Origin of the sequence: Blautia sp. AM28-27 (genome assembly GCF_003480905.1) — a bacterium.
Taxonomy (GTDB): Bacteria; Bacillota; Clostridia; order Lachnospirales; family Lachnospiraceae; genus Fusicatenibacter; species Fusicatenibacter saccharivorans.
Genome location: NZ_QUJK01000003.1, coordinates 145094 through 167089, shown reverse-complemented (window position 1 = coordinate 167089; position 21996 = coordinate 145094). Strand labels below are relative to the sequence as shown.

22 protein-coding genes are annotated in these 21996 nt (G+C 51.0%); 6 read left to right on the top strand and 16 right to left on the bottom strand.

Translation table 11 applies throughout. The annotated features are described in order from the left end of the window. Positions 1–8: 8 nt before the first annotated feature. The 7 genes from DW743_RS07090 to DW743_RS07060 form a co-directional block, all read right to left on the bottom strand. The gene (locus DW743_RS07090) at positions 9–497 is read right to left on the bottom strand and encodes a deoxycytidylate deaminase (RefSeq protein WP_022462096.1); all 489 of its coding nucleotides are present in this window, start codon (positions 495–497) and stop codon (positions 9–11) included. A 43-nt stretch (positions 498–540) separates the two neighbouring features. Then, a complete protein-coding gene (upp, locus tag DW743_RS07085; RefSeq protein WP_022462095.1) occupies positions 541–1170 on the bottom strand; it encodes a uracil phosphoribosyltransferase in 630 nt (209 codons plus the stop codon). 29 nt (positions 1171–1199) lie between these two features. Next, positions 1200–1643 carry a ribose 5-phosphate isomerase B gene (gene rpiB, locus DW743_RS07080; protein WP_055218692.1) on the bottom strand — a complete coding sequence of 148 codons (444 nt, stop codon included), beginning with the start codon at positions 1641–1643 and terminating at the stop codon, positions 1200–1202. Continuing rightward, complete coding sequence (locus tag DW743_RS07075; protein WP_055218690.1) at positions 1640–2098, bottom strand: arsenate reductase/protein-tyrosine-phosphatase family protein; 459 nt, start codon at positions 2096–2098, stop codon at positions 1640–1642. The genes rpiB and DW743_RS07075 overlap by 4 nt, the downstream gene beginning before the upstream one ends. A 2-nt stretch (positions 2099–2100) precedes the next feature. Beyond that, positions 2101–3150 (bottom strand): L-threonylcarbamoyladenylate synthase, encoded by a 1050-nt coding sequence (locus DW743_RS07070; RefSeq protein ID WP_022462093.1) that lies wholly within the window; start codon positions 3148–3150, stop codon positions 2101–2103. A 100-nt stretch (positions 3151–3250) separates the two neighbouring features. Then, positions 3251–5200, bottom strand: coding sequence for a fructose-1,6-bisphosphatase (locus DW743_RS07065; protein WP_117761096.1), 1950 nt, complete (start codon positions 5198–5200; stop codon positions 3251–3253). Between the two features lie 28 nt (positions 5201–5228). Continuing rightward, positions 5229–5684, bottom strand: a complete 456-nt coding sequence (locus DW743_RS07060) for a putative ABC transporter permease (RefSeq protein ID WP_158568547.1) — start codon at positions 5682–5684, stop codon at positions 5229–5231. Positions 5685–5834: 150 nt separating this feature from the next. On the opposite strand from DW743_RS07060, the gene DW743_RS07055 reads away from it, so the two are divergent. Together DW743_RS07055 and DW743_RS07050 are read left to right on the top strand one after the other, a co-directional pair. Continuing rightward, positions 5835–6062, top strand: coding sequence for a hypothetical protein (locus DW743_RS07055; protein WP_117761092.1), 228 nt, complete (start codon positions 5835–5837; stop codon positions 6060–6062). A gap of 45 nt (positions 6063–6107) precedes the next feature. Further along, positions 6108–6425, top strand: coding sequence for a hypothetical protein (locus DW743_RS07050; RefSeq protein ID WP_243004556.1), 318 nt, complete (start codon positions 6108–6110; stop codon positions 6423–6425). 95 nt (positions 6426–6520) lie between these two features. Here the strand turns inward: DW743_RS07050 and DW743_RS07045 are convergent, their stop codons facing one another. The 9 genes from DW743_RS07045 to DW743_RS07000 form a co-directional block, all read right to left on the bottom strand. Beyond that, positions 6521–7741: an ATP-binding protein gene (locus DW743_RS07045; RefSeq protein WP_117761090.1), complete on the bottom strand. Its 1221-nt coding sequence runs from the start codon at positions 7739–7741 to the stop codon at positions 6521–6523. Next, the gene (locus DW743_RS07040; protein WP_117509476.1) at positions 7738–8685 is read right to left on the bottom strand and encodes a glycosyltransferase family 2 protein; all 948 of its coding nucleotides are present in this window, start codon (positions 8683–8685) and stop codon (positions 7738–7740) included. The genes DW743_RS07045 and DW743_RS07040 overlap by 4 nt, the downstream gene beginning before the upstream one ends. Then, positions 8682–9656, bottom strand: a complete 975-nt coding sequence (locus DW743_RS07035) for a 1-aminocyclopropane-1-carboxylate deaminase/D-cysteine desulfhydrase (RefSeq protein WP_117761088.1) — start codon at positions 9654–9656, stop codon at positions 8682–8684. Before DW743_RS07035 ends, DW743_RS07040 begins: the two co-directional genes overlap by 4 nt. 359 nt (positions 9657–10015) lie before the next feature. Beyond that, positions 10016–11134: a M20/M25/M40 family metallo-hydrolase gene (locus tag DW743_RS07025; RefSeq protein ID WP_243004555.1), complete on the bottom strand. Its 1119-nt coding sequence runs from the start codon at positions 11132–11134 to the stop codon at positions 10016–10018. Between the two features lie 157 nt (positions 11135–11291). After that, the gene (locus tag DW743_RS07020; RefSeq protein ID WP_022462084.1) at positions 11292–12050 is read right to left on the bottom strand and encodes an amino acid ABC transporter ATP-binding protein; all 759 of its coding nucleotides are present in this window, start codon (positions 12048–12050) and stop codon (positions 11292–11294) included. Beyond that, positions 12037–12789, bottom strand: coding sequence for an amino acid ABC transporter permease (locus DW743_RS07015; RefSeq protein ID WP_022462083.1), 753 nt, complete (start codon positions 12787–12789; stop codon positions 12037–12039). Before DW743_RS07015 ends, DW743_RS07020 begins: the two co-directional genes overlap by 14 nt. 15 nt (positions 12790–12804) lie before the next feature. Continuing rightward, complete coding sequence (locus tag DW743_RS07010) at positions 12805–13305, bottom strand: GNAT family N-acetyltransferase (RefSeq protein WP_117761086.1); 501 nt, start codon at positions 13303–13305, stop codon at positions 12805–12807. A gap of 95 nt (positions 13306–13400) precedes the next feature. After that, positions 13401–14324: a transporter substrate-binding domain-containing protein gene (locus DW743_RS07005; RefSeq protein WP_117761084.1), complete on the bottom strand. Its 924-nt coding sequence runs from the start codon at positions 14322–14324 to the stop codon at positions 13401–13403. A 102-nt stretch (positions 14325–14426) separates the two neighbouring features. Next, positions 14427–15665 carry a glutathione S-transferase C-terminal domain-containing protein gene (locus tag DW743_RS07000; protein ID WP_117761082.1) on the bottom strand — a complete coding sequence of 413 codons (1239 nt, stop codon included), beginning with the start codon at positions 15663–15665 and terminating at the stop codon, positions 14427–14429. A 677-nt stretch (positions 15666–16342) separates the two neighbouring features. Here DW743_RS07000 and uxuA point away from each other — a divergent pair. From uxuA to DW743_RS06975, 4 genes are all read left to right on the top strand, one after another. Further along, entirely contained in the window at positions 16343–17419 is a 1077-nt protein-coding gene (gene uxuA / locus DW743_RS06990) for a mannonate dehydratase (protein ID WP_117761078.1), read from the top strand. 15 nt (positions 17420–17434) lie between these two features. Continuing rightward, positions 17435–19069 carry a mannitol dehydrogenase family protein gene (locus DW743_RS06985; RefSeq protein WP_117761076.1) on the top strand — a complete coding sequence of 545 codons (1635 nt, stop codon included), beginning with the start codon at positions 17435–17437 and terminating at the stop codon, positions 19067–19069. Between the two features lie 17 nt (positions 19070–19086). Then, positions 19087–20481: a glucuronate isomerase gene (uxaC, locus tag DW743_RS06980; protein WP_117761074.1), complete on the top strand. Its 1395-nt coding sequence runs from the start codon at positions 19087–19089 to the stop codon at positions 20479–20481. Between the two features lie 238 nt (positions 20482–20719). Continuing rightward, on the top strand, positions 20720–21973 hold the full coding sequence (locus DW743_RS06975; protein ID WP_117761072.1) for an HlyC/CorC family transporter: 1254 nt from the start codon (positions 20720–20722) through the stop codon (positions 21971–21973). Positions 21974–21996 lie beyond the last annotated feature (23 nt).

Below are 21996 nucleotides of genomic sequence, written 5' to 3'. Positions count from 1 at the left end.
CTTTTCTGCTACAGGGACATGGTAATTTCCCGCCCTGTGCGGTGGTATTTCTGAAAAGTGACTCCGGACGCCTTCATCATCCGTTTCGATGCGATCACGGACGGGGTGTCCGCGTACTTGTCGCAGTCGTAGATCACCGTTTTGATTCCCGCCTGGATAATCGCCTTGCAGCACTCGTTGCATGGGAACAATGTCACATACAGCTTGGCTCCCTCGAGGCTTCCGCCGCGGTAATTCAGGATGGCGTTCAGTTCACTGTGCGTTGTGTAAAGATACTTGTTTTCCAGCGGATTTTCACTTGTCTTTCCCCACGGGAACTCGTCGTCCGAGCAGCCTCTCGGGAAACCGTTGTATCCCATGGACAGAATCTTGTTGTCCTCGCTCACAATGCAGGCTCCCACCTGTGTGTGCGGATCCTTCGAGCGCATACCGGCAAGCTGGGCAACTGCCATGAAATATTCATCCCAGGAAATATAATCCTCTCGTTTATCGCTCATACCCATTTCCCCTGTGTTTTCTTAACGTACTTTGCTTCCGCTCTTATTTCGTACCGAAGATACGGTCTCCGGCATCGCCGAGGCCTGGTACAATGTAGCCGTGCTCGTTCAGATGGTCATCCAGTGCTCCGACGAAAACATCGACATCCGGGTGAACCTCATGCATTTTCTCGATTCCTTCCGGAGATGCGATGATGCACATGAAGTGGATCTTCTTTGCGCCTTTTTCTTTCAGCATGGTGATGGCTGCCGTTGCAGAACCGCCGGTTGCCAGCATCGGGTCGGTTACAAATACTTCACGGCTTGCGATGTCTGACGGAAGTTTGCAGTAATACTCAACCGGTGCCAGGGTTTCCGGATCACGGTACAGACCGATGTGTCCGATTTTTGCTGCCGGAATCATAGCCAGCATACCTTCTACCATACCAAGACCGGCACGGAGGATCGGCACAACTGCCATTTTCTTTCCTTCGAGCTCTTTTACGGTTGTTTTGCAGATCGGGGTTTCAATTTCAACGTCTGTGAGCGGCAGCTCTCTGGTTGCCTCGTAGCACATCAACATTGCAATCTCGCTGATCATCTCGCGGAACTCCTTGGAGCTTGTGTCTTTCTTTCTGATAATACCGATTTTGTGCTGGATCAGCGGGTGATCCATGATGACTGTTCTTGCCATTTTCCCTTCTCCTTTGTTTTGTTCAAAATTTATTCATTTTCGCCTTCATGCTCAATCAAGTGAATCCGGCGTTCGTGACGCTCTTCTCCGGAAAATGGAGTGTTCAGGAAGGTTTCTACGATTTTGATTGCAAGGCCAGGGCCTACAACACGTCCTCCCATCGCCAGTACGTTGGCATCGTTGTGCAGGCGGGTTGCCTCTGCGCAGAAGCAGTCGGTGCAGAGTGCTGCACGGATTCCTTCCATTTTGTTTGCCGTGATAGAAATGCCGATTCCGGTTCCGCAGATCAGGATTCCCTTATCACACGTTCCGTTCTGGATCGCATGGCCTACTTTTCTGGCGTAAACCGGATAATCAACTGCCTCGTTGCTGTAGCATCCGAAGTCCTGATATTCCAGTCCCTGTTTGTCCAGATATGCTTTTACCTCCTGCATCAGCTCATATCCGCCGTGGTCGCATCCTAAAGCTATCATTGTTCTTCCTCCTCTTTCAGCCGCGCAAGAACACCTTCAATCAGGAATTCCAGCGCTTCATAACATTTTCCGTATTCGGTAAGCGGTTCCCCGTAAAGGGCGGGGATGTCTCCTGCCAGCCGCAGAAATCCGGCGATCGTCTGCAGATGGGGCGCATCCGGGAAGTCCTCACGGATCTTTTCCCTCTGACTGTCCTCCATCACAAGAAGCAGCGTGTCGTCGTTGATGTCCTCCGCGGTAAGCGGTGTGGTGGTGTGGTCTTTGGCCGAAAGCCCGTTGCGCGCAAGCACTGCCTCTACCTTCTGGTTGACCGGCTGCGGAAACAGAACGACAAGCCCGCGGGAACCAATTTCCATCGGCCACGGAAGCTCTTTGCTCTGCAGAATCGCCTTCGCCATCGGTGCGCGCGCGGTATCGTCCGCGTCCACAAATAAAATCCTGCTGTAATGTTTCACTGTTATACCTCTGCTACTTTGTGGCCTGCGGCTTTTAACAGGCGGTTCATGATCGCCTGCCCCATACGCGGGGTGTCGAAAGCCTCGGAATAAATCACTTCCACGCCGTCCTCATCGAAGTCGCGCAGAATCGCAAACAGGTGATGCGCGATCGTCTCATCTTCGGCGCGCAGCCCGATGCTCTTGATATCTCCTGTGGTGTACTGCTCCCGTGTCTCATCGGTGCAGATTACGCCCACTTTCTTTCCTGCCTTTTCCTGTTCTGCGGCAAGGCGGTTGATTTCCGGAATCACCCGTTCCATCTCGCCCTGGATAATCGTAAGGTCTGCCTTCGGCGCATAATGTTTGTAGCGCATGCCCGGTGCCTTCGGACGCACATGGCTGTCCTCCGCAAGGATTCCCGGATCGACACGCACGGTTCCAAGCACTTTTTCCAGCATCTCTTTGTTGTAATAGCCCGGGCGGAGAATCGTCGGAATCTCCTCTGTAAAATCGACGATGGTGGATTCGAGGCCGATCTCGGCGTCTCCTCCGTCGATGATACAGTCAATTTTGTCCCCAAGGTCCTCGATCACATGCTCGGCTTTCGTCGGGCTCGGCCGGCCTGATGTATTGGCGCTCGGCGCTGCGATGAAGCCGCCTCCGGCTAAGATCAGTGCGTTTGCCACTTTGTTGCTCGGGTAGCGCACGGCTACGGAGGTAAGGCCTCCCGTCGTCTCGAGCGGAACGGCATTTGTTTTCTCAAAAATCATCGTCAGCGGTCCCGGCCAGCATGCGGCTGCCAGTTTGCGTGCACTCTCCGGCACGTTTGCCGCTACGGTTTCGAGGTCCTCCATTCTTCCGATGTGGACGATCAGCGGGTTGTCCGACGGACGGCCCTTTGCCGCATAAATTTTCTCGGAAGCTTTGGCATCCAGCGCATTTCCGCCAAGACCATATACGGTCTCGGTCGGGAATGCCGCCAGACCGCCGTTTTTCAGAATCTCTCCTGCTTTTTCGATCGCGCTCTGATCTATGTTATCTTCTGTCATCCTGGCAATCCATGCCCTCATATGTTTCTTCCTTCTTTCCATCTGTTCCAGCGCACAGTGTTTCCATCTGCGCACACTGTTTTAATTATACCATTTTCCGGCGCAGTTGAAAACCCTTGATTTAAAGAAGCTCTTTTAACTGAGCCGTGCGGTACGCCTCGATCAGTTCCTTTAATTCACGGATGCGCTGCCGGATCTGCCGTCCCTGATCCGTATCGCCGACTAACTGGCGCTTCATGTTGTACCGCACCGCCACCTGGCGGGAGACAATATCCTTCTCCTCCTGGATTGCTTTTTCTGTCGATTCAAACGGCTCGTGCGCGGTGAGGCTGAGGCCGTACGAGTTGTAAATCAGCGTGTAACCCGCGATGCCGGTTTCTTTGTGGTACGCCCTGCAGAAGCCGCCGTCGATGATCAGCACCTTGCCGCCGCATTTGACCGGGCTTTCACCGGCACTCTGGTGTACCGGGACGTGGCCGTTGATAATATGTACATTTTCACCGGCAAGCCCGAACTCCTGTAAGATCCGGTCCGCCGTCTCCTCTTTCTCGATCAGGCGGTAATACGCGTTTTTCACCTCGGTCCAGGTCTCTTTTTCTACGAGGAAATACCGCTCAAATGTTGTCATCTTGTCGCGGCCGTACAGCGGGGAATTCGGCGCGGTCCACAGATACCACAGCGTATTGCGGCCCTGCTCCCGTTTTTTCGGATCGCGGCTTACAAATGCGCGGCGCACGTTGTGCTCGAGGATATCGTACAGTGCTTTTCCCTTGTATTTCTTTCCGTCGACCTGTACCTCTTTTAAGGTGCCGTCCTCATTCATCGGCATGCAGCCGTGGTACAGCAGATTTCCATTGTAGACGCGGTAGAGGCTTCCTTTTTTGAGCAGGAAATCGACGTGCGCCTGCAGTTTTTCGCTGTTTCGGAAGGCGAAGATCAGCTTATCGAGCACTTCTGCCTCTTTTTCTGTCAGCTCGTCCGGATGCGCCGGGTCGATCGTCGGAAAGCTCTTGTCGCGCAGAGCATACGTTTTCTCCCCAATCGCCACCGTTCCGTTCTGGTAATCGATCTTTTCCAGCAGACGGCGGTTTTCCATGCCGTACTCCGGGTTCTCACGGATCAGACGGTTCTCGAGCTTTAACTGCATTACGGTGATGGCCTTGTGCATGCGGCGCTCCAGCATCTGCTGGGAATTTCCGCTGTCCTCGCCGCCTTTTGCGGCAAAGCATTCGCACGGATCATCGCCGTACGTCTCGAGAGCAAAGGTGGCAAGCGGAAGCATATTGATGCCGTAGCCGTCCTCCAGCACATCGAGATTGCCGTAGTGGAGGCAGATACGGATCGTGCTGGCCACGCACGCCGGCTGGCCGGTCGCAGCGCCCATCCAGAGCACATCGTGGTTGCCCCACTGGATATCGAGGGAATGGTAATTCATCAGGCAGTCCATGATTTTATACGGCTCCGGACCGCGGTCAAAGATGTCGCCGATGATGTGGAGATGATCAACAACGAGCCGCTGAATCAGCTCTGCCACGGCAATGATGAAGTTCTCGGCGCTTCCGATTTCGAGGATAGTCTGGATGATCGCCTCGTAGTATGCTTCTTTGTCGAGCACCTCCGGCTTTTCGGTGATCAGCTCCTCGATGATATAGCCATAATCCGCCGGCAGGGCTTTCCGCACTTTGGCACGGGTGTATTTGGAAGAAACGATTTTGCAGACGTCGATCAGGCGGTACAGCATGACCTTGTACCAGTCATCGATGTCCTCCTGCTGCTTTTTCTCCATCTCCAGGCGCTCTCTCGGGTAATAGATAAGGGTTGCAAGCGCACGTTTTTCCGAAATGCCGAGCGTGTGGCCGAAGACATCGTCAATCTTCTTTCGCACGGCACCGGAACCGTTGCGGAGTACATGAGAAAAGGCTTCGTATTCGCCATGAATATCCGAAAGGAAATGCTCCGTGCCTTTGGGAAGGTTGATAACGGACTGCAGATTGATGATTTCGGTCGCTGCTTTTTCGATGGTCGGGTACAATTCTGCGAGATATTCCAGATAATTTTTTTCGTTTTCCATGAGGACCTCCTGCCTGGGTTGTTTTTTCTTATTTTATAACGAACTCCCCTTCGGCACAACCCTTTTTCTTCTTTCGATACACCGGGTGCGTCCCCTCGTGGAAGATATAATAGCTCACATAGTCCGTAAGAAAAATCCCAACCACCGAGAGCAGATACCAGATCCCGAAAAACCACGGGCAGATCATCCCATCGCAGAAGGAAAACGGCAGCGCACTGTAGTCCCACATACGGTAATGCAGCACCCGCAGGGAAAACATTCCCGAATACAGTTCGATGGCCGTGATCAGAACCGCAGATACCATCATCTGAAACGCCAGCGGAAAGCGGCGCAGCCCGGCGTCTTCCAGCATTCCGATTCCTGCAAGGGACAGTCCTCCGGCAATGCCCATCAGGCGGAAGCTGTAACCGCGGTAGGTGACTTCGATGGCAATATAAATACAGTAGCCCAAAAGAAAAAACAGCAGATACTTCTTCGCTTTCATTCGTTTTTCTCCCATTCTAATTGAGAATCTTTTCTCTTATTCCCAGTATCTCTGTCTTTTCTCTTTTTATCCGCTTGCATTTTTTCTTTTCCATGTTACAATACTTTCATGTTTCGAAAGAAGTTTCGAATAGAAAGGACAGAAAAAAGAATGGCATTTAACCCAATGAAGTTAATGGAATTAAAAAATCTGAGAAACCGTTTCGCCCAAAACCACCCGAAGTTCGTAAAATTCATGAGCGATCTCGCATCCTCGCAGATCGAGGAGGGAACGATTCTCGAAGTCACGGTGAAAAAACCGGACGGCCGAACGATGGTTTCCAATATCAAGGTGACTGCTTCGGATCTTGAAATGCTGCAGGCAATCAAACAGATGTAACATATTTTTCGTGGCAAAAAGCCGCTTTCGACGAGCGGCAGGCTTTTGGACGCACGGTATTCCTCGAGATACTGCGTCACCGTCTTTCCCGTCATTTTCCGGAAGAGGCGGCAGCAGACCTCGCGGGACAGATGCACCTGCTCACCAAGCTTTTCGAGCGAAATCACGGATTCTTACCATTACTCCGATGCATTCCTGACGATCGAAGCGCCGTTCTACTTCCTGCTCGGCCTTCTCGCCGTCTACCGCACCTCGATTCAGAGTATGCAGAACGGACGCACACCGTTTGCCTGGTTCGGTGCGGTTGCACTGCTGATTCCAGTCTACTATCGGATGATGATGAAGCCTGTAAAAATAGTGTAATCAAAATTGGTCCACCGGATATTGATATGCCTGGCAACGCAAAACCCGGAATCCTTTCGCTCCTCTTCTGAGGTCTTGAAAAGATTCCGGGTTTTTTATTTTGCTGTTTTCTCTTCCCAGATTGTCTCCAGATTTTTTCCATCAATCCAGATACAGCGGTACACCCGCTTCATCTGCTCATCCAGTTCCGCTTCCCGGTCAGTCTTTACAATCACATGGCCGATCCGGTCAGTTCCATCTGCCATGGCAGAAACTTCATGCCCCTCCGGATAATCCAGGACAAGCTCCAGCCCTTCCTGACGCAGACGTTCGACCTGATCCCGGTCGATTTGTGTGATGGTTCCGCTTACCGGACTCAGCAGCAGTTTTGCCATGCACGGGCAGCTTTCCGTCTGCTGAAAATCCGTTTCTTCCCCGAGGGCGCTTTTGATCATCTGCTCATAAAAATCAAATCCGTAATACGTTGAAATCAGTTCCGGAATGCAGGTTGCCCCGGTTCTTCCGCCCATTTCAATGATCCAGACCTTCTCTCCGTCCACAAAGACATCCGCATTGACGGAGCACTGATCGGCACCGGATGCGGTGACGGCCAGCTGCATCTGGCGGGCAATTTCTTCCCGCAGTGCCCCGCTGCATCCATACGGAAATGCGTGGCCGACCGGAACGGTCGTGTGTGCACCGCGGTATACAAATTTCGTGTGCGGTGCCAGAAAGACCAGTTTGTGGTTCTGCGCAAATCCATCCACGCCGATCTCCGTTCCGCGGAGGAATTTTTCAACCAGCACATAATCTCTTGCCGAACCGTTTCTCGCATTTTCATACGCTTCTTCGATCTGTCCGGAATGCTCCACCACGGTAATTCCGCGGCTTCCTGAACTGTCCACCCGTTTTACGACAACCGGGTATCCAAGCTGTTCTGCGGCTTTTTGTGCCTCCTCTGCGCTTCTTACCCGCATCCCGTCTGCCGCGGAAACGCCGCCCTGCCGGAATGCGTCTTTCATCTTTGCCTTATCGGTCAGAATTTCCGCCGCCTCATACGGAATGCCGGACAGATGCATCTTTTCACAGACATAGCCGATTGTGCTGACGGCCACATCGGTTCCCGATGTACAGATTCCGTCGATCTGTTCTTTTTCCGCCGCCGCAAGAATCGCTTCTTTATCCCGCGTATTCAGTTCATAAATTTTATCTGCAAGTGCAAACCCCGGATAATCGCCGGGAATACTCACTACGATCGTGTAAAGACCCATTCTGCGTGCAGTCCGGATCAGCGGCACCTGGTAAATACCGGCACCTAAAATCATGATTTTTTTCACTTTTTTTCTTCCTCATCAGATACGTTAATGGTTTCCCGCACAATATACTGCGGCGTGCGGTTCAGAATCAGAATCATCTTTCCGAGATATTCTCCGATGATGCCGAGCACCATCAGAATCAATCCGGAAAAAACAACGATGGCGCAGATCGTCGAAGACCAGCCAACCATCACGGTCGGATTGATGAGCTTTCGGATGGCAATCATGATGGCTGCCAGAAAACCGCCGGCTGCAGAAACTCCGCCGAGAACGGACGATATGCGAAGCGGAATTACAGAATAGTTCCAGTAGGCAAGCCACAATTTGATCAGTTTCTTTAACGTATAGTTGGAAGTTCCCACTGCACGTTTGAAATGCTCCACCTCTACATTTCCGATTTTGTGTGTCGTGCGGTAGAAAATGCCGTCAATATAGGGATTGAAGCTGTCGTATTTTACCACCTCATCCTTGATCTGGCGGGTAATCATCCAGAAATTGCTGGAAACGATGTCTTTTGGCCGTCCGAGAAGAATCCGGGAGGAAACTTCGTTCAGTTTGCTGGTGACATTTTTCAGGAACGAATTTTTCCGTTTCGGATAGCAGCCGTAAACCAGATCGTATCCTTCTTCCATCTTGTGGATCAGTTTGCTGATCTGGGACGGATGTGTCTGCATGTCATCGTCCATGCCGAGAATAAAATCTCCTTCGGTGTAGTGGAGTGCCGCCATCAGCGCATTGTGCTGGCCGAAATTGCGCAGCAGGTTGATGCCCTTGACATTCTGATACTGCTCACCGAGCTTCTTGATCTCCCCATACGTATTGTCTTTCGGGGAACCGTCGTTCACCAGGACAAATTCGCAGTCATATCCGTCCATTTTCTTGAATTCTTCCATCACCATCTCTACAACTTTCCGGATCGTTGCCTCGGAATTGTAGCATGGGATGACTATTGAAATCAGTTTCATTTTTTTCCTCCATCGGTATCGTTCAGAATGCAGTCATAGAACAGCGGCGTGCCTCCGGTATGGATAAAAAGCACATCGCAGTCCTGTAACTGATGTTCTTCTATGTACTGCTTCATTCCCCAGAATGCCTTTCCGGTGTACGTCGGATCCAGCGGAAGGCCGTTCCGGCAGAACTCTTCCCGGATCACCTGTAAAATCCGCTCATCGTACTGGCCGTATCCGCCCTGGCGGTATCCCATTTCCAGATGAAGTTCACTCTCCCATCCTTCCGGCAGCACGAGATGATTCTTCGCAAAATAATCGGAAATGCCGCTCTCCATAATGCGGGTGGCGCGGTCGTACTCGCGGGATGAAATCGAAAGGCCGATGATCTGCTCCGTTCCCTGCTCGAGCAGTTTTCCGCTTACCAGGCCGCACTGGGTCGAGCCGGTTCCGGATGCCGCAAAGATATGAGAAAAAGAAATGTTCTGTTCTTTCTCCCACGCAAGAATCTCGCGGTAGCCGTCCACGTAGGCCTGTACCGGTGTGCCTTCATTGCCCGTTCCGAATTTATCCCCGAAAATATAATATGGGTGATATCCCTCTTCTGTCAAACGGTTCATCGTCTGCTCGACGGTCTGTGCAATCTCTGTTTTTCTGCACGGAATGACTTCGGCTCCGAGCCATTTCATCAGACGGCTGTTGTTGGTTTCGATCGGTTGTTCCTCGTTTTCTTCGGAAGAACAGATCATATAGCATGGAATTTTCTCGGCACAGCACAGATTGGCCAGCACGCGGCAGAGGTTGGATCTGCTGTTTCCGTAGATGATCATGCAGTCTTTGTTTTTCTCCTGCATATCCTGGAAAAAAGCACGTCCGATGCGGACTTTGTTTCCGCCTAAGGAAAACGGAAGAAGATCCTCCCGCTTGCAGTACAGGCGGACGCCTCTGTCGTTTGGAAATTCCAGTTTCTGAATTGGTGTCTGTATCATTGTTTCTCCTCTTTTATTCTTGTTTCAACTCACAGTCGGTATTTTCACGAAGTCTGACATGCCGAAAATAGTTCGACTGTGACTTGCCTCATGTCAGTGGAGGATACCGATTTTTCTCCGCCCGCCACTGCCGTTATGTTTCTTTTAATAATTCATCCCACCGCTTTAGAAGCTGGGGACTTCTTGTCTACTGGTGTTAAATTCCGGCATGTACCGGAAGCTTTTCCCTATTATAGACTATTTTTCTCTGCGTGGCAAGCCATGCCGGAAACAGGAAAAGTCCGCCGGTTTTCGTTTTCACATCTGCCGACGGGCTTTGGGGATTTTTTACGTATTCTGTTTTTTCGTCCGGGATCTGTTCAGGCTTCCTGCGGTGCGGCAAGATTGGCCACAATCCGCGCCACCTGCGCTATTTCCGGGATTTTTGTGTACTCGGCGCAGCTGTGTACCTGATTCATCGAGGTTGCGATGACAAGCCCTTCGATGCCGTGCTGTGCAAAGACGTTGTTGTCGCTGCCGCCGAAAGTTTTTTCGAATGCAGCGGTCAGGCCTTCTTCTGCAACGGCGCTCTCGTAATGCCTTGCGGCATCGCTTGTCAGCGGCGTCTCATACGCATGGATATTCAGCTTTTCTTCCCAGACCAGCTTCGCACCAATCTTCTCTGCTTCCTGCTGGAAGGTTCTGTAATATGTTTCCAGAAGCTCCATCGCCGTCTCGTGGTTCAGGCTTCGAATTTCGCCTTCGATCACGCAGCTTTCCGAAACGATGTTGGTACCGGAGCCGCCGCCGATTTTTCCGATGTTGGCAGTGGTGCTTTCATCCACGTGGCCCTGCGGAAGCTGTGCGATTGCGCGGGCGGCCGCCTGGATGCTGTTGATGCCGTCCTCCGGGTGGAAACCGGCGTGGGCGGCTTTTCCCTGGATTTTCGCCGCGAAGGAAACGAGTGTCGGTGCCGCGTAGGCGGCTGCACCGATCGCGCCGCTTAAATCCAGAACGTATGCTTCTTTTGCCTGCACCTGGCTGTAGTCGAAGGCATTTGCGCCTTTGCAGTACAGCTCCTCACCAGTCGAGATCAGGATTTCGATCGGGCGGTGCGGTGTTTTGGTCTCGATGAGGTGACGGACAGCTTCATAGATGACTGTCACACCGGCGAGGTCGTCGGCGCCAAGAACTGTCGTGCCGTCGCTCGTTACGGTTCCATCCTCATGGGAGACGGCTTTTTTTCCTTTTGCAGGCTCAACAGTGTCCATGTGGGCCGCAAAGAGAACCGGGGCTCCTGCAAGGCTGCCCGGAATACGCGCGAACAGATTGCCCGCATTGGAGCCGGTCTGCTCCTGCGTATGATCTTCTGTAAGCGTAACCCCGATTTCGGCGAATTTTATTTTTAAGGTGTCCGCCATCTCGCGCTCCTCTAAGGACGGCGAATCGATAGATACCAGCTCCGCAAAAAAATCAGCAATTCTTTTCTCATCTATCATAATATTTTCTCCTACTCTTTGGCTGTGTCCGCAGTGCGGCCCAGAAAAGCTTCGCTTCCCTGGGCTTCGGGCTTTCGCCCTATCAGAATACAGCAAAACAGAAAATTTCGTGCGAGCACAAAATTTCCTGCTTCACTGCATTCCGGCACTGCTCAATTTAAATAACATACTCAGGCTGCGCCATAATATGCATCTTGCTGAAGAACTCCCGTGTTCTCTGATTCTGCGGATGCTCGAATACTTCTTTCGGTGTTCCGTCTTCTACTACGTGTCCTTTATCAAGGAAGATCACACGGTTCGACACATGGCGGATAAAGTTCATCTCATGGGAAACCAGAAGCATTGTATATCCCTGTGCCGCAACTTTTTTAATAACATCCAGAACCTCTCCAACCAGCTCCGGGTCAAGGGCTGAAGTCGGCTCGTCGAGCAGCAGAATCTGCGGTTTCATGGCGAGGGCTCTTGCGAGCGCCACCCTCTGCTGCTGTCCGCCGGACATATGTTTCGGATAATGGTTTGCCCATTTCTCCATGCCGACCAGTTTCAGTTCTTCTAATGCAATGGCTCTGGCCTCGTCTTTTTTCATCTTCTTGACAACAATCAGGCCTTCCATCACATTTTCCAGTGCGGTTTTCTTCTCAAACAGATTGAACCGCTGAAACACCATTCCTGTGTTCTGTCTTAAATACAGAAGCTCTTTCGGTTTCCGCTCGGAAAGGCCGATCACCTTGTCCCCGATCGTCACCGTTCCCTTCTCCGGTGTCTCAAGGCGGTTGACGCAGCGCAGAAGCGTTGATTTTCCGGTTCCGGAAGGACCGATGATTCCCACAACATCGCCCTGTTTGATCTCGAGGCTGATGTCGTCGAGCACCACGTTGTCGTTATATTTTTTTGATAAATGATCAATTTTTATCATTTTTCTTACCCTCCCCGTTTGCGGACGCCAGCTCTACCTGGTCCGGAATCCGGATTTTATTTTCAATTACGCGGATGATCTGCTCGATCACCAGCGTTACCAGCCAGTAAATGATGGCCAGTGAAACGTAAACTTCAAAGTAGCGATACGTTCTTCCTCCAATAATCTGGCCCTGTGCGGTAATCTCGACAACGGCGCAGGTAAAAGCAAGAGACGTTCCTTTGATGATACTGATAAAAGAGTTTCCAAGGGTCGGAAGCGCAACCTCAAAGGCCTCCGGCAGAATGATGCGGCGCAGTGTCTGCGGATACGTCATGCCGAGTGCATGTGCTGCTTCGATCTGGCCCGGGTCAACGGACTGCAGAGCCGAACGGATAATCTCAGCCATAAAGCCCGACTGGTTCAGTCCCAGAGCGATCATCGCATAGACGAAACCGGAAATATTGGCAACCGCCAGATTCGTTCCGAACTGCTGGTTGATTGCCTTGAACATCATGGGAATACCAAAGAACGCAACGTACAGCTGTACGATGACCGGCGTGCCGCGGAGCAGTGAAATCAGAAGATTCGTAATCTGCGTCAGCACTCTGATTTTTTTCATTTTGATGATCGCCATCACAAGTCCCAGTCCCAGTCCGATCAGCATAGAAACCACGGCCAGTTCCAGCGTGATCGGCAGCTTTGTCAGCAATTCTGGTATGGATGAAAATACCAGTGAAACGTCAAATAATTTTCCCATGATTTTTGTCCTCTCTTACACGTATTTTTCTACCAGTACACAGGTAAAGCCAAGATTTTTCTTCGGCTTTTTCGGCTCTTCGTCTTTCTTCAGTGCATGGTGGTCGTATACCGACAGGTCAGCGTCCGGATTCAGTTTGTAGCCTAATTTCTCATAAAAGCCTGCGGCGCGGTCCTGGCTCGTGATGACGATGTGATCGACACCGTATTCTTTCAGCCATTTCTCAGCGGCTTCGATCAGTACGCGGCCGTATCCGCTTTTCTGTTTTTCTCTGACAACACAGACACGCTCGATTTTTCCTGTCTTTTCCGCCGGAAATGCGATGCGGCAGCCGGCTACCGGCTTGTGATCTTCTGTCAGCAGAATCGCCTGCAGATCATCTTTGCTCTCGTCCTGTCCGAATTCCAGTTCAATCGGAATGTTCTGTCCCAAGCAGAACGCATCGGTTCTGACGTAATCATATGCTTTGTATTTCCACTCTTCGCTTCCCTTTTCTACCCGGTAAATTTCTGCCATGTTTTTCGCTCCTTTTAGAATCGGGAAACGGATGTTCTCGATCCGCTTCCCGTCTGTTTTGTAATCTCTTCTGTTCTTATTTCGAAAACGATATTCTAGTTTGGTGTCTCATCAAAGTATTTCTCGTCCGGGCTGGTGTCCACGCCGAGATACTCGGTTGTGATCTTGGAAAGAGTTCCGTCTCCTTTCATCTCTTTTAAGGCTTTGTCAACATCCTCGCGGAGTGCTGCGCCCTCTTCGTTCTTTCCAAACAGGAAGTAGGTATTGTTCTGCGGGAACAGGAAATCTTCGGTCTCCTCGTCGATCTCGTTTGCTTCCAGCTGACCTTCCAGTCCGAACTGCGGAAGCAGGTTGTCGATGATCGGTCCGTCGTCGATTGCCACATCAGCGGTTCCATCTACGATGTGCTGGTAGCGGACCTGGAAGTTTGCATTGGAATATACGATATTGATCTGGTGATCCGGGTTGTCTGTATTCCATTTTTCCAGTGCATTTGCGGTAAGGCTTCCTGCACTCAGCTCAATTTTGTATCCGCGGTCTGCCAGATCGGTAAGAGAAGTCAGCGGCTCATCGCCGGTTCTCTGAATGTATTCGTTGAAGCTGGTTTTATATGGTAAAGAGAAGTAGTAGGATTCTGCTCTCTCATCGGTATATCCATAGTTGTTGACTGCGATGTCGTACTGACCGCTTAGCACACCCTGCAGTGCATCTGCCTGCTCAATTTTCAGTTCATACTGCGGAAGGCGGTTGAACACTTCTTTTACGATATCGATATCGACACCGGTCAGCTCGTTGTCATCATTTACGTAAAAGTACGGTGCCAGTGTGCCGCTTGTTACAGCTTTGATCACTTTTTTCTCACCGGAATCCGATGCGGAGCTGCCTTCTGCGGAAGATGATGCTGCGGAACCGCTGCTGCTTCCTGCATTTGCTGATGCATTGCTTCCACATCCTGCAAAACTTGCTGCCAAAAGGCCAGCCGCTGCCAATACTGCCCAGAATTTCTTTGTCTTTTTCATAATAAAATCCTCCTCATTTTCTCGTTCTTTTCAGTTCCGGCCGCACCCCGGCTGCCTGAGAGTGTTCTACCAGAGCGCTCCGGATTCTTCTGTCTTATCTCTTTATAAAAGTCCTTTCAGCGGATTAATCGATGCATCCACGGAAAGTACGCCGTTCTTCGGGTTTCTGTCTTCCCATTTCGGGCTGTTCCAGATGGTTTTTGAGATTTCTCCTGCGTAATCCTCGTAGGTCTCTCCCTCCGGATGGCGAAGGAATACTTCATCCGGTGTTTTGCTGAGTGTTCTTCTCGATCCATCGTCTGCCATCAGCTTCTCGAAATCTACTTTTGCAAGGATTCGTTCGTTGTATCCGCGGAAGAGAACCTCGCCTAATTTCTTTCCAGGTCTCGAAAGTGCCAGCACCTGCGGATCGCTTCCGTGACGGAAGGCCGGGATCGCATACAGCTCTTTTAAGTAGCCCCAGATATTTTTGTAATCACGAATCGGTTTCTTCACCGGTCCTACGTTGTGGAAGTAGCTGACATCCCAACGGATCAGAGTGACGTAAGCGCGGACATCGCTGTCGGTGATGTAGTCGCCGAACAGGAAACGGTTCGTCTCCAGCCGTTTGTCCAGCTTATCGAGGGATTCATAGAAATCTTCGTATGCCTCATCGTATGCTTCCGGTGACTGGCAGAATGCCATGCGGTAATGGCCGTTGTTGATATGCGGGAAGAGCCAGTCGTTAAACTCATCGATCTCTTTCCGGAATTTTTTCGGGTACAGGTCCGGCGCATCTTTTGGCTGGAATGGACGGAACTGCACTTCGAGATAGTTCGTAAGGCGGTGATAATCGTTGTTCACAGCCTTTTTCTCTTTGACATCCACCAGGGTCGGTGTCGTTGCTCTTCCTTTGAAGTCCGGGTTTGCTCTTTTATAGAACTCACTTAAGAAGTAAGCGCCTGTCGCCGGATCCTTGAAATCCGGATACTGTCCGAATGCATGTCCGTAACGGTTTGTCTCGCCGGATGGAGAAACTCTCGTCTCCGAGATCACATCCTGCAGTCCTAAAAGCTCCCGCACGATGATCGGACGGTTGGACCAGTTGCATCCGGTTGCCCAGTAGATCCCGAAGCGGTTTGCTTCTGCTTTCAGGCCGCCTTCTTTATCGCCGAATGGCTGGATAAATGCATTTGGCTGACGGATGAAAGCGCCGCGCTCATCGATCTCTACAAGGGTTTCATTTGGTCTTGGGTCTACTCCGACTTCTGCTGCAAACTGTTCTGCCAGTGCATCTGTGTATTTGATTTCTTCGGTTTCTTTATTTTCAACTGGGGTGAAGCTGCATCCGCATCCGCTCATGTTTTTGTCCTCCGTTTTCTATGTCTGTTTATTATCTATTCTTATGTTGTTCATTCGCATTTCTTTTAAAAAAGGTTAAAAAAATAGCAGGCATTCGTTCCGGCCTGCCCGCACATGCAATTTCTGCTATGCTTTTTCTGCCTGCGAATGTTTCTTATTTTTCTTTATTCTGATTGGAGCTGCAGCAACAGCAACAACACATCTCCATCATTCTGTTCTCCTGCATTCGTCTGTTGTCTGTTTTTTTCATTTGCTGTTCTCCTTTCCTACTAAGTCGATATGTTTAATGTGTTTCTCGATTACATGGCATATTATAATGCATATTTTTTCTATGTGCAACCCCTAAAACGCCTTTTGGTAATTGTTATTTCGATGAATCGATTATAGGTTTTTCCTATTGGTTAGTCATACCAGAAAGATATTACTTATCACACCTGTAGGCTGATTTTGCTTTTTCCCGGCCAACCGCCGCAACTTTTGCAATGTGCTCAACAATTCTTGCCATGGCTTTTTTCTTAAGAAACGATACAATAAAAAGCAAAGAACACCACTTGCAAAATACAATGTACTCTCGGAATCTTTCTGTGCTTGTTTTTGTGAGATGATTTCCGCCAGCTGCAAAGGCAAGTGCAGAAAGATTCCGAGAGTACATTACAAAATAAAGGAGAGTTTTTCTTATGGAAATGACATTTCGCTGGTATGGTTCCAAATTTGATACCGTTACCTTAGAGCAGATCCGCCAGATTCCGGGCGTAACCGGAGTCATCACAACTCTGTACGACACTACCCCGGGCGAGGTGTGGACACGCGAAGCGATTCACGCGTTAAAAGAAGAGGTTGAGGCCTCTGGACTTCACATCTCCGGCATCGAGAGCGTCAACATCCACGACGCCATCAAAATCGGCAGCCCGGACCGTGAGCAGTACATCGATAATTATATTGAAACGTTAAAGCACCTCGGCAAGGAAGACATTCACCTTGTCTGCTATAACTTCATGCCGGTCTTCGACTGGACCAGAACAGAACTCGCACGCGTCCGTCCGGACGGCTCGACCGTACTTGCCTACAAACAGTCCGCCGTAGACGCACTTGTTCCGGAAAAAATGTTTGAATCTATCGCAGGTGATGCAAACGGCGCAATTCTTCCCGGCTGGGAGCCGGAGCGCATGGCAAAAGTGAAAGAGCTCTTTGACGCTTACCGCGATGTGGATGATGAGAAACTGTTTGCCAACCTCAAATACTTCCTCGAACGCATCATGCCGGTCTGCAACGAGTACGACATCAAAATGGCCATTCACCCGGACGACCCGGCATGGAGTGTCTTCGGTCTTCCGAGAATCATCATTAATAGAGAAAACATTCTGCGCATGATGAAGATGGTCGATGACCCGCACAACGGCGTGACCTTCTGCTCTGGCTCCTACGGAACGAACCTGGAGAACGATCTGCCGGATATGATCCGTTCCTTAAAGGGCCGCATCCACTTCGCTCACGTCCGCAATCTGAAATTCCACAGCCAGCAGGATTTCGAGGAGGCCGCACACCTTTCCTCTGACGGCAGCTTCGATATATATGAGATCATGAAAGCGCTGTACGACATCGGCTTTGACGGCCCGATCCGCCCGGACCACGGACGTATGATCTGGGGCGAGAAGGCAATGCCGGGCTATGGACTGTATGACCGCGCACTCGGCGCGACTTATTTAAACGGACTCTGGGAAGCTATTGACAAGAGTCACAAACGTGGAATTTAAAGGAGGTTTTTACTGATGTCTCTTAACTTAACAGCTGCCGGACTGGCAGATCAAAAAGCGTGGGAAGCCGCAGGCTATGCGCTTCCATCCTATGACCGCGAAGCAATGATCACCCGCACGAAAGAATCTCCGTGCTGGGTGCATTTCGGAGCCGGAAATATTTTCCGTGCCTTCCAGGCAAATACAGCACAGGAACTGCTGAACAACGGTACCTTTGACCGCGGTGTCATCGTTGCGGAGGGCTTCGATACAGAAATCATCCGTGATATGTACCAGCCGCACGATAATTTAAGCATTCTGGTGACCTTAAAAGCCGATGGTTCTGTCGAGAAAACCGTTGTTGGAAGCATCGCAGAATCGCTGGCTGCCGATACGGCGGATTCTCCGGATTTTGCCCGGTTAAAAGAAATCTTTACCAAGGATTCCCTGCAGATGGCGACGTTTACGATCACCGAAAAGGGATATTCCCTGAAAAACGGTGCGGGCGAACTGCTGCCGTCTGTTGCTGCCGATTTTGCTGCCGGACCTTCTTCCGTTACCAGCTATATGGGAAAAGTTGCTTCTCTTTTATATGAAAGATTTCTTGCAGGCGAAAAACCGTTTGCGATGGTCAGCACCGACAACTGCTCCCACAATGGCGAAAAACTTTCCCTTGCCCTGACAGCCTACGCTTCTGCATGGGAAGAAAACAAGCTGGTACAGCCAGGCTTCCTCTCCTATCTGCAGAACCCGGAAAAAGTCAGCTTCCCGTGGACCATGATCGACAAGATCACCCCGCGGCCGGATGGTTCCATCGAAAAGATACTCGAGGAGAACGGCCTCGCTGATGCACAGTCGATCGTCACCTCCCGCCACACCTACGTTGCTCCGTTCGTCAATGCAGAGGAATGCCAGTACCTCGTAGTCGAAGATCATTTCCCGAACGGACGGCCGCCGGTGGAAAAGAGCGGATGGATCTTTACCGACCGGGAAACTGTCAACAAAACAGAGCGCATGAAGGTCTGCACCTGCCTGAACCCGCTACACACCGCACTCGCTGTGTTCGGCTGCCTGCTGGACTATGAACTAATCAGTGAGGAGATGAAAAATCCGGTACTGAAAAAGCTCGTGGAGCGCATCGGATATATCGAAGGACTTCCGGTTGTCACCGATCCTGGTATTCTCTCTCCGAAGCAGTTTATCGATGAAGTGCTGAACATCCGCATCCCGAATCCGTTTATGCCGGATACGCCGCAGCGAATTGCAACCGATACGTCACAGAAGCTGTCGATCCGGTTCGGTGAGACGATCAAATCGTATCTTGCTTCTCCGGAGCTGTCACTCTCGGATCTTCAGGCAATTCCGGCTGTATTTGCGGGATGGCTGCGGTATCTGATGGGCGTGGATGACAACGGCGATGCATTTGATCTGAGCCCGGATCCGCTGCTTGCCACGGTCCGCCCGTATGTGCAGGATCTGAAACTCGGCGCACCGGCTGACCGCGAGACCCTTTCCAAAACTCTGGCTCCGCTGCTCTCCGATGCTTCGATTTTCGGTGTGGATCTGATTTTCGCCGGACTTTCTGACCGTGTACTGGATGCTTTTGTCTCGATGCTTCAGGGACCTGGCGCTGTGGCAGATACGCTTGCTGCTCTGACCGCTCAATTCTAAAGGGGAGGTATTTCCATATGAAACCTTTTATGGACGCTGACTTTCTGCTGCAGACCGATACGGCGAAAACACTGTACCACGAGGCGGCTGAAAAAATGCCCATTTTTGACTATCACAACCATCTGAATCCACAGGAGATTCTCGAAGACCGCCAGATGGAGAATCTGACACGCGTCTGGCTCGGCGGGGATCATTATAAATGGCGTGCCATGCGTGCGATGGGCTTTTCGGAGGATCTGATCACTGGAAACGCCGATGATTACGACAAATATCTGGCGTTTGCCGAGACGATTGAGAACGCGATCGGCAATCCTTTATACCACTGGACACATCTGGAGCTGCAGCGGTACTTCGGCATCACGACACCGCTCTCCCGCGCAACAGCGAAGGAGATCTGGGATGAGGCGAATGCAAAACTGCAGACGAAGGAGTTTACCGTGCGCAATCTGATTCTGAACCAGCATGTGTCGCATCTGTGCACCACCGACGATCCTGCAGATGATCTGCACTGCCATCTGGCATTACAAAAGGAATACTTTGCCTGCCGCGTTCTGCCGTCCTTCCGCCCGGACCGCGCCGTTCATCTCGAAAAGCCGGATTTCCCGGAATACGTGGAAAAGCTTGCCGCTGCCGCCGGCAGGACGATTGCATCCGCAGAGGATATGGTGCATGCCCTCTCCTGCCGCCTCGACTTCTTCCTCTCCGCCGGCTGCGTTGTCAGCGACCACAGCCTTGAGGACTGCTTCTATGTGCCATGCACGGCTGCTGAGGCGAATGATGTATTTGAAAATCGCATGAACGGCGGTGCTCTCACTGAAAAAGAGCTCGGCATGTACAAGGGCTTCCTTCTGACGAACCTCGGACGGCTGTATCATAAGCACAATATCGCCATGCAGCTTCATATCAAAGCACTCCGTAACAACTCGAAGCGGATGTTCCGTGCGCTCGGTGCCGATACCGGCTTTGACAGCATGAACGATTTCGCCTTTGCCCCGATGCTCGGCGCTTTCTTAAACGATATGGACGAGGACGACGCACTGCCGAAAACTGTGCTCTACTCTCTGAACCCGGGCGACAACCCGATGCTTGCAAGCATGGCTGGAAACTTTGCTGCGCCTGGCATCCGCTCGAAAGTGCAGTTCGGTACCGCATGGTGGTTCAACGATCACAAATACGGCATGGAATCCCAGCTTGCGACGCTTTCCAGCATCGGCATGCTCTCCACCTTCATCGGCATGCTGACCGACTCCCGCAGCTTCCTCTCCTTCCCGCGCCACGAATATTTCCGCCGGATTCTCTGCAATCAAATCGGAAACTGGGTGGAAAACGGGGAGTACCCGGCGAACCTGGAGTTTCTGAAAGAGATGGTGGAAAATATCAGCTACAACAATGCGGTTTCGTATTTCCTGTGATTTTCGCATGTCTTATTGACAATTATTCCCACATACCGTACAATAAAAGGGATTACTGATCAACGAAAGGATTACAGAAACATGGACGACTCAGGCAGTATGCCTCGACGATGCTTTATTTTCATCATTTGATAAACGGAGACATAATCTATCTTTGATTCCGCCAGATTCAAGATAGGTTATGTCTTTTTGTACATTTTTTGCATCGTGTCCCGGTTTCCTAAGAAAGGAAAAACAAATGAACAGCGACATTGTGTCACTCATCATCATTCTTATCTGCGTCATGCTCTCAGCCTACTTTTCGGCGACGGAGACTTCTTTCACCTCGCTGAACCGCATCCGCATGAAAAATATGGCAGAAAAAGGCGACAAGCGGGCGGAACTGGTGTTAAAGCTGCTGGAGAACTTTGACAAGCTGCTCTCCACGATTCTCGTCGGCAACAACATCGTCAACATCGGACTCAGCTCCCTTGCCACGGTGCTTTTTATCAAGATTCTCGGCGGCGACTCCGGTGCGACGGTTTCCACGATCGTAACCACTATCGTGGTCCTGATCTTCGGCGAAGTTTCCCCGAAAAGCATTGCAAAAGAATCCCCGGAGACGATCGCCAAATTTTCCGCACCGTTTCTCCACATTCTGATGATCGTGCTGACCCCGGTGACGTTTTTCTTTTCCCAGTGGAAGAAGCTGCTCTCCCGCATCTTCAAATCCTCGGAAAACCACGGCATCACCGATGAGGAACTGATGACCATCGTCGAGGAGGCGACCCAGGAGGGCGACATCGACGATCAGGAAGGCGATCTGATTCAGAATGCAATCGGCTTCATGGAGATGGAGGCCGCAGAGATCTTTACTCCGCGTGTCAACGTCATCGGCATTCCGCTCGATGCGACGAAATCCGAGATCGCTAAGACTTTCTCCGACACCGGATTTTCCCGGCTGCCGGTGTATGATGATGATATCGACCACATTGTGGGAATTGTGTATCAGAAGGATTTCCACAACCACATTTACCACACCAACAAACCGCTAAGCAGCATCATCCGCCCGGCGCTCTTTGTAACCGAGAATACGAAGGTCGGCCCGCTGCTGAAAAAAATGCAGGCGAAGAAATCGCATATTGCCATTATCATTGATGAATTCGGCGGCACCGACGGTATCATCACCATGGAAGATATCCTCGAAGAGCTCGTCGGCGAAATCTGGGATGAGCATGATGCGGTTGTACAGGAAATCCAGAAAGTTTCCGAAAACGAATACCTCGTGACCGGAACGGCAAGCATCGACAAGGTGTATGAAGAGCTCGATATTGACAAAGAATTTGACGTCTTTACGGTCAGCGGATGGATCATGGGGATCCTCGAGCGCGTGCCAAAGGAAGGCGATCATTTCGTCTCGGATGGCCTCGACGTAACCGTACTGAAAATGGCAGACCGGAGAGTCGACAAGGTACGGATCGTGCGGCTGCCGAAGGATGAAAATGAACAGTAAGTAATTGATACGATTTACACGCA

Excerpts from the sequence above, each read along its gene's own strand:
- DW743_RS07090 (WP_022462096.1), bottom strand. The coding sequence starts at position 497 with ATGAGCGATAAACGAGAGGATTATATTTCCTGGGATGAATATTTCATG.
- upp (WP_022462095.1), bottom strand. The coding sequence starts at position 1,170 with ATGGCAAGAACAGTCATCATGGATCACCCGCTGATCCAGCACAAAATC.
- rpiB (WP_055218692.1), bottom strand. The coding sequence starts at position 1,643 with ATGATAGCTTTAGGATGCGACCACGGCGGATATGAGCTGATGCAGGAG.
- DW743_RS07070 (WP_022462093.1), bottom strand. The coding sequence starts at position 3,150 with ATGAGGGCATGGATTGCCAGGATGACAGAAGATAACATAGATCAGAGC.
- DW743_RS07065 (WP_117761096.1), bottom strand. The coding sequence starts at position 5,200 with ATGGAAAACGAAAAAAATTATCTGGAATATCTCGCAGAATTGTACCCG.
- DW743_RS07060 (WP_158568547.1), bottom strand. The coding sequence starts at position 5,684 with ATGAAAGCGAAGAAGTATCTGCTGTTTTTTCTTTTGGGCTACTGTATT.
- DW743_RS07055 (WP_117761092.1), top strand. The coding sequence starts at position 5,835 with ATGGCATTTAACCCAATGAAGTTAATGGAATTAAAAAATCTGAGAAAC.
- DW743_RS07040 (WP_117509476.1), bottom strand. The coding sequence starts at position 8,685 with ATGAAACTGATTTCAATAGTCATCCCATGCTACAATTCCGAGGCAACG.
- DW743_RS07035 (WP_117761088.1), bottom strand. The coding sequence starts at position 9,656 with ATGATACAGACACCAATTCAGAAACTGGAATTTCCAAACGACAGAGGC.
- DW743_RS07025 (WP_243004555.1), bottom strand. The coding sequence starts at position 11,134 with ATGATAGATGAGAAAAGAATTGCTGATTTTTTTGCGGAGCTGGTATCT.
- DW743_RS07020 (WP_022462084.1), bottom strand. The coding sequence starts at position 12,050 with ATGATAAAAATTGATCATTTATCAAAAAAATATAACGACAACGTGGTG.
- DW743_RS07015 (WP_022462083.1), bottom strand. The coding sequence starts at position 12,789 with ATGGGAAAATTATTTGACGTTTCACTGGTATTTTCATCCATACCAGAA.
- DW743_RS07010 (WP_117761086.1), bottom strand. The coding sequence starts at position 13,305 with ATGGCAGAAATTTACCGGGTAGAAAAGGGAAGCGAAGAGTGGAAATAC.
- DW743_RS07005 (WP_117761084.1), bottom strand. The coding sequence starts at position 14,324 with ATGAAAAAGACAAAGAAATTCTGGGCAGTATTGGCAGCGGCTGGCCTT.
- DW743_RS07000 (WP_117761082.1), bottom strand. The coding sequence starts at position 15,665 with ATGAGCGGATGCGGATGCAGCTTCACCCCAGTTGAAAATAAAGAAACC.
- uxuA (WP_117761078.1), top strand. The coding sequence starts at position 16,343 with ATGGAAATGACATTTCGCTGGTATGGTTCCAAATTTGATACCGTTACC.
- DW743_RS06985 (WP_117761076.1), top strand. The coding sequence starts at position 17,435 with ATGTCTCTTAACTTAACAGCTGCCGGACTGGCAGATCAAAAAGCGTGG.
- uxaC (WP_117761074.1), top strand. The coding sequence starts at position 19,087 with ATGAAACCTTTTATGGACGCTGACTTTCTGCTGCAGACCGATACGGCG.
- DW743_RS06975 (WP_117761072.1), top strand. The coding sequence starts at position 20,720 with ATGAACAGCGACATTGTGTCACTCATCATCATTCTTATCTGCGTCATG.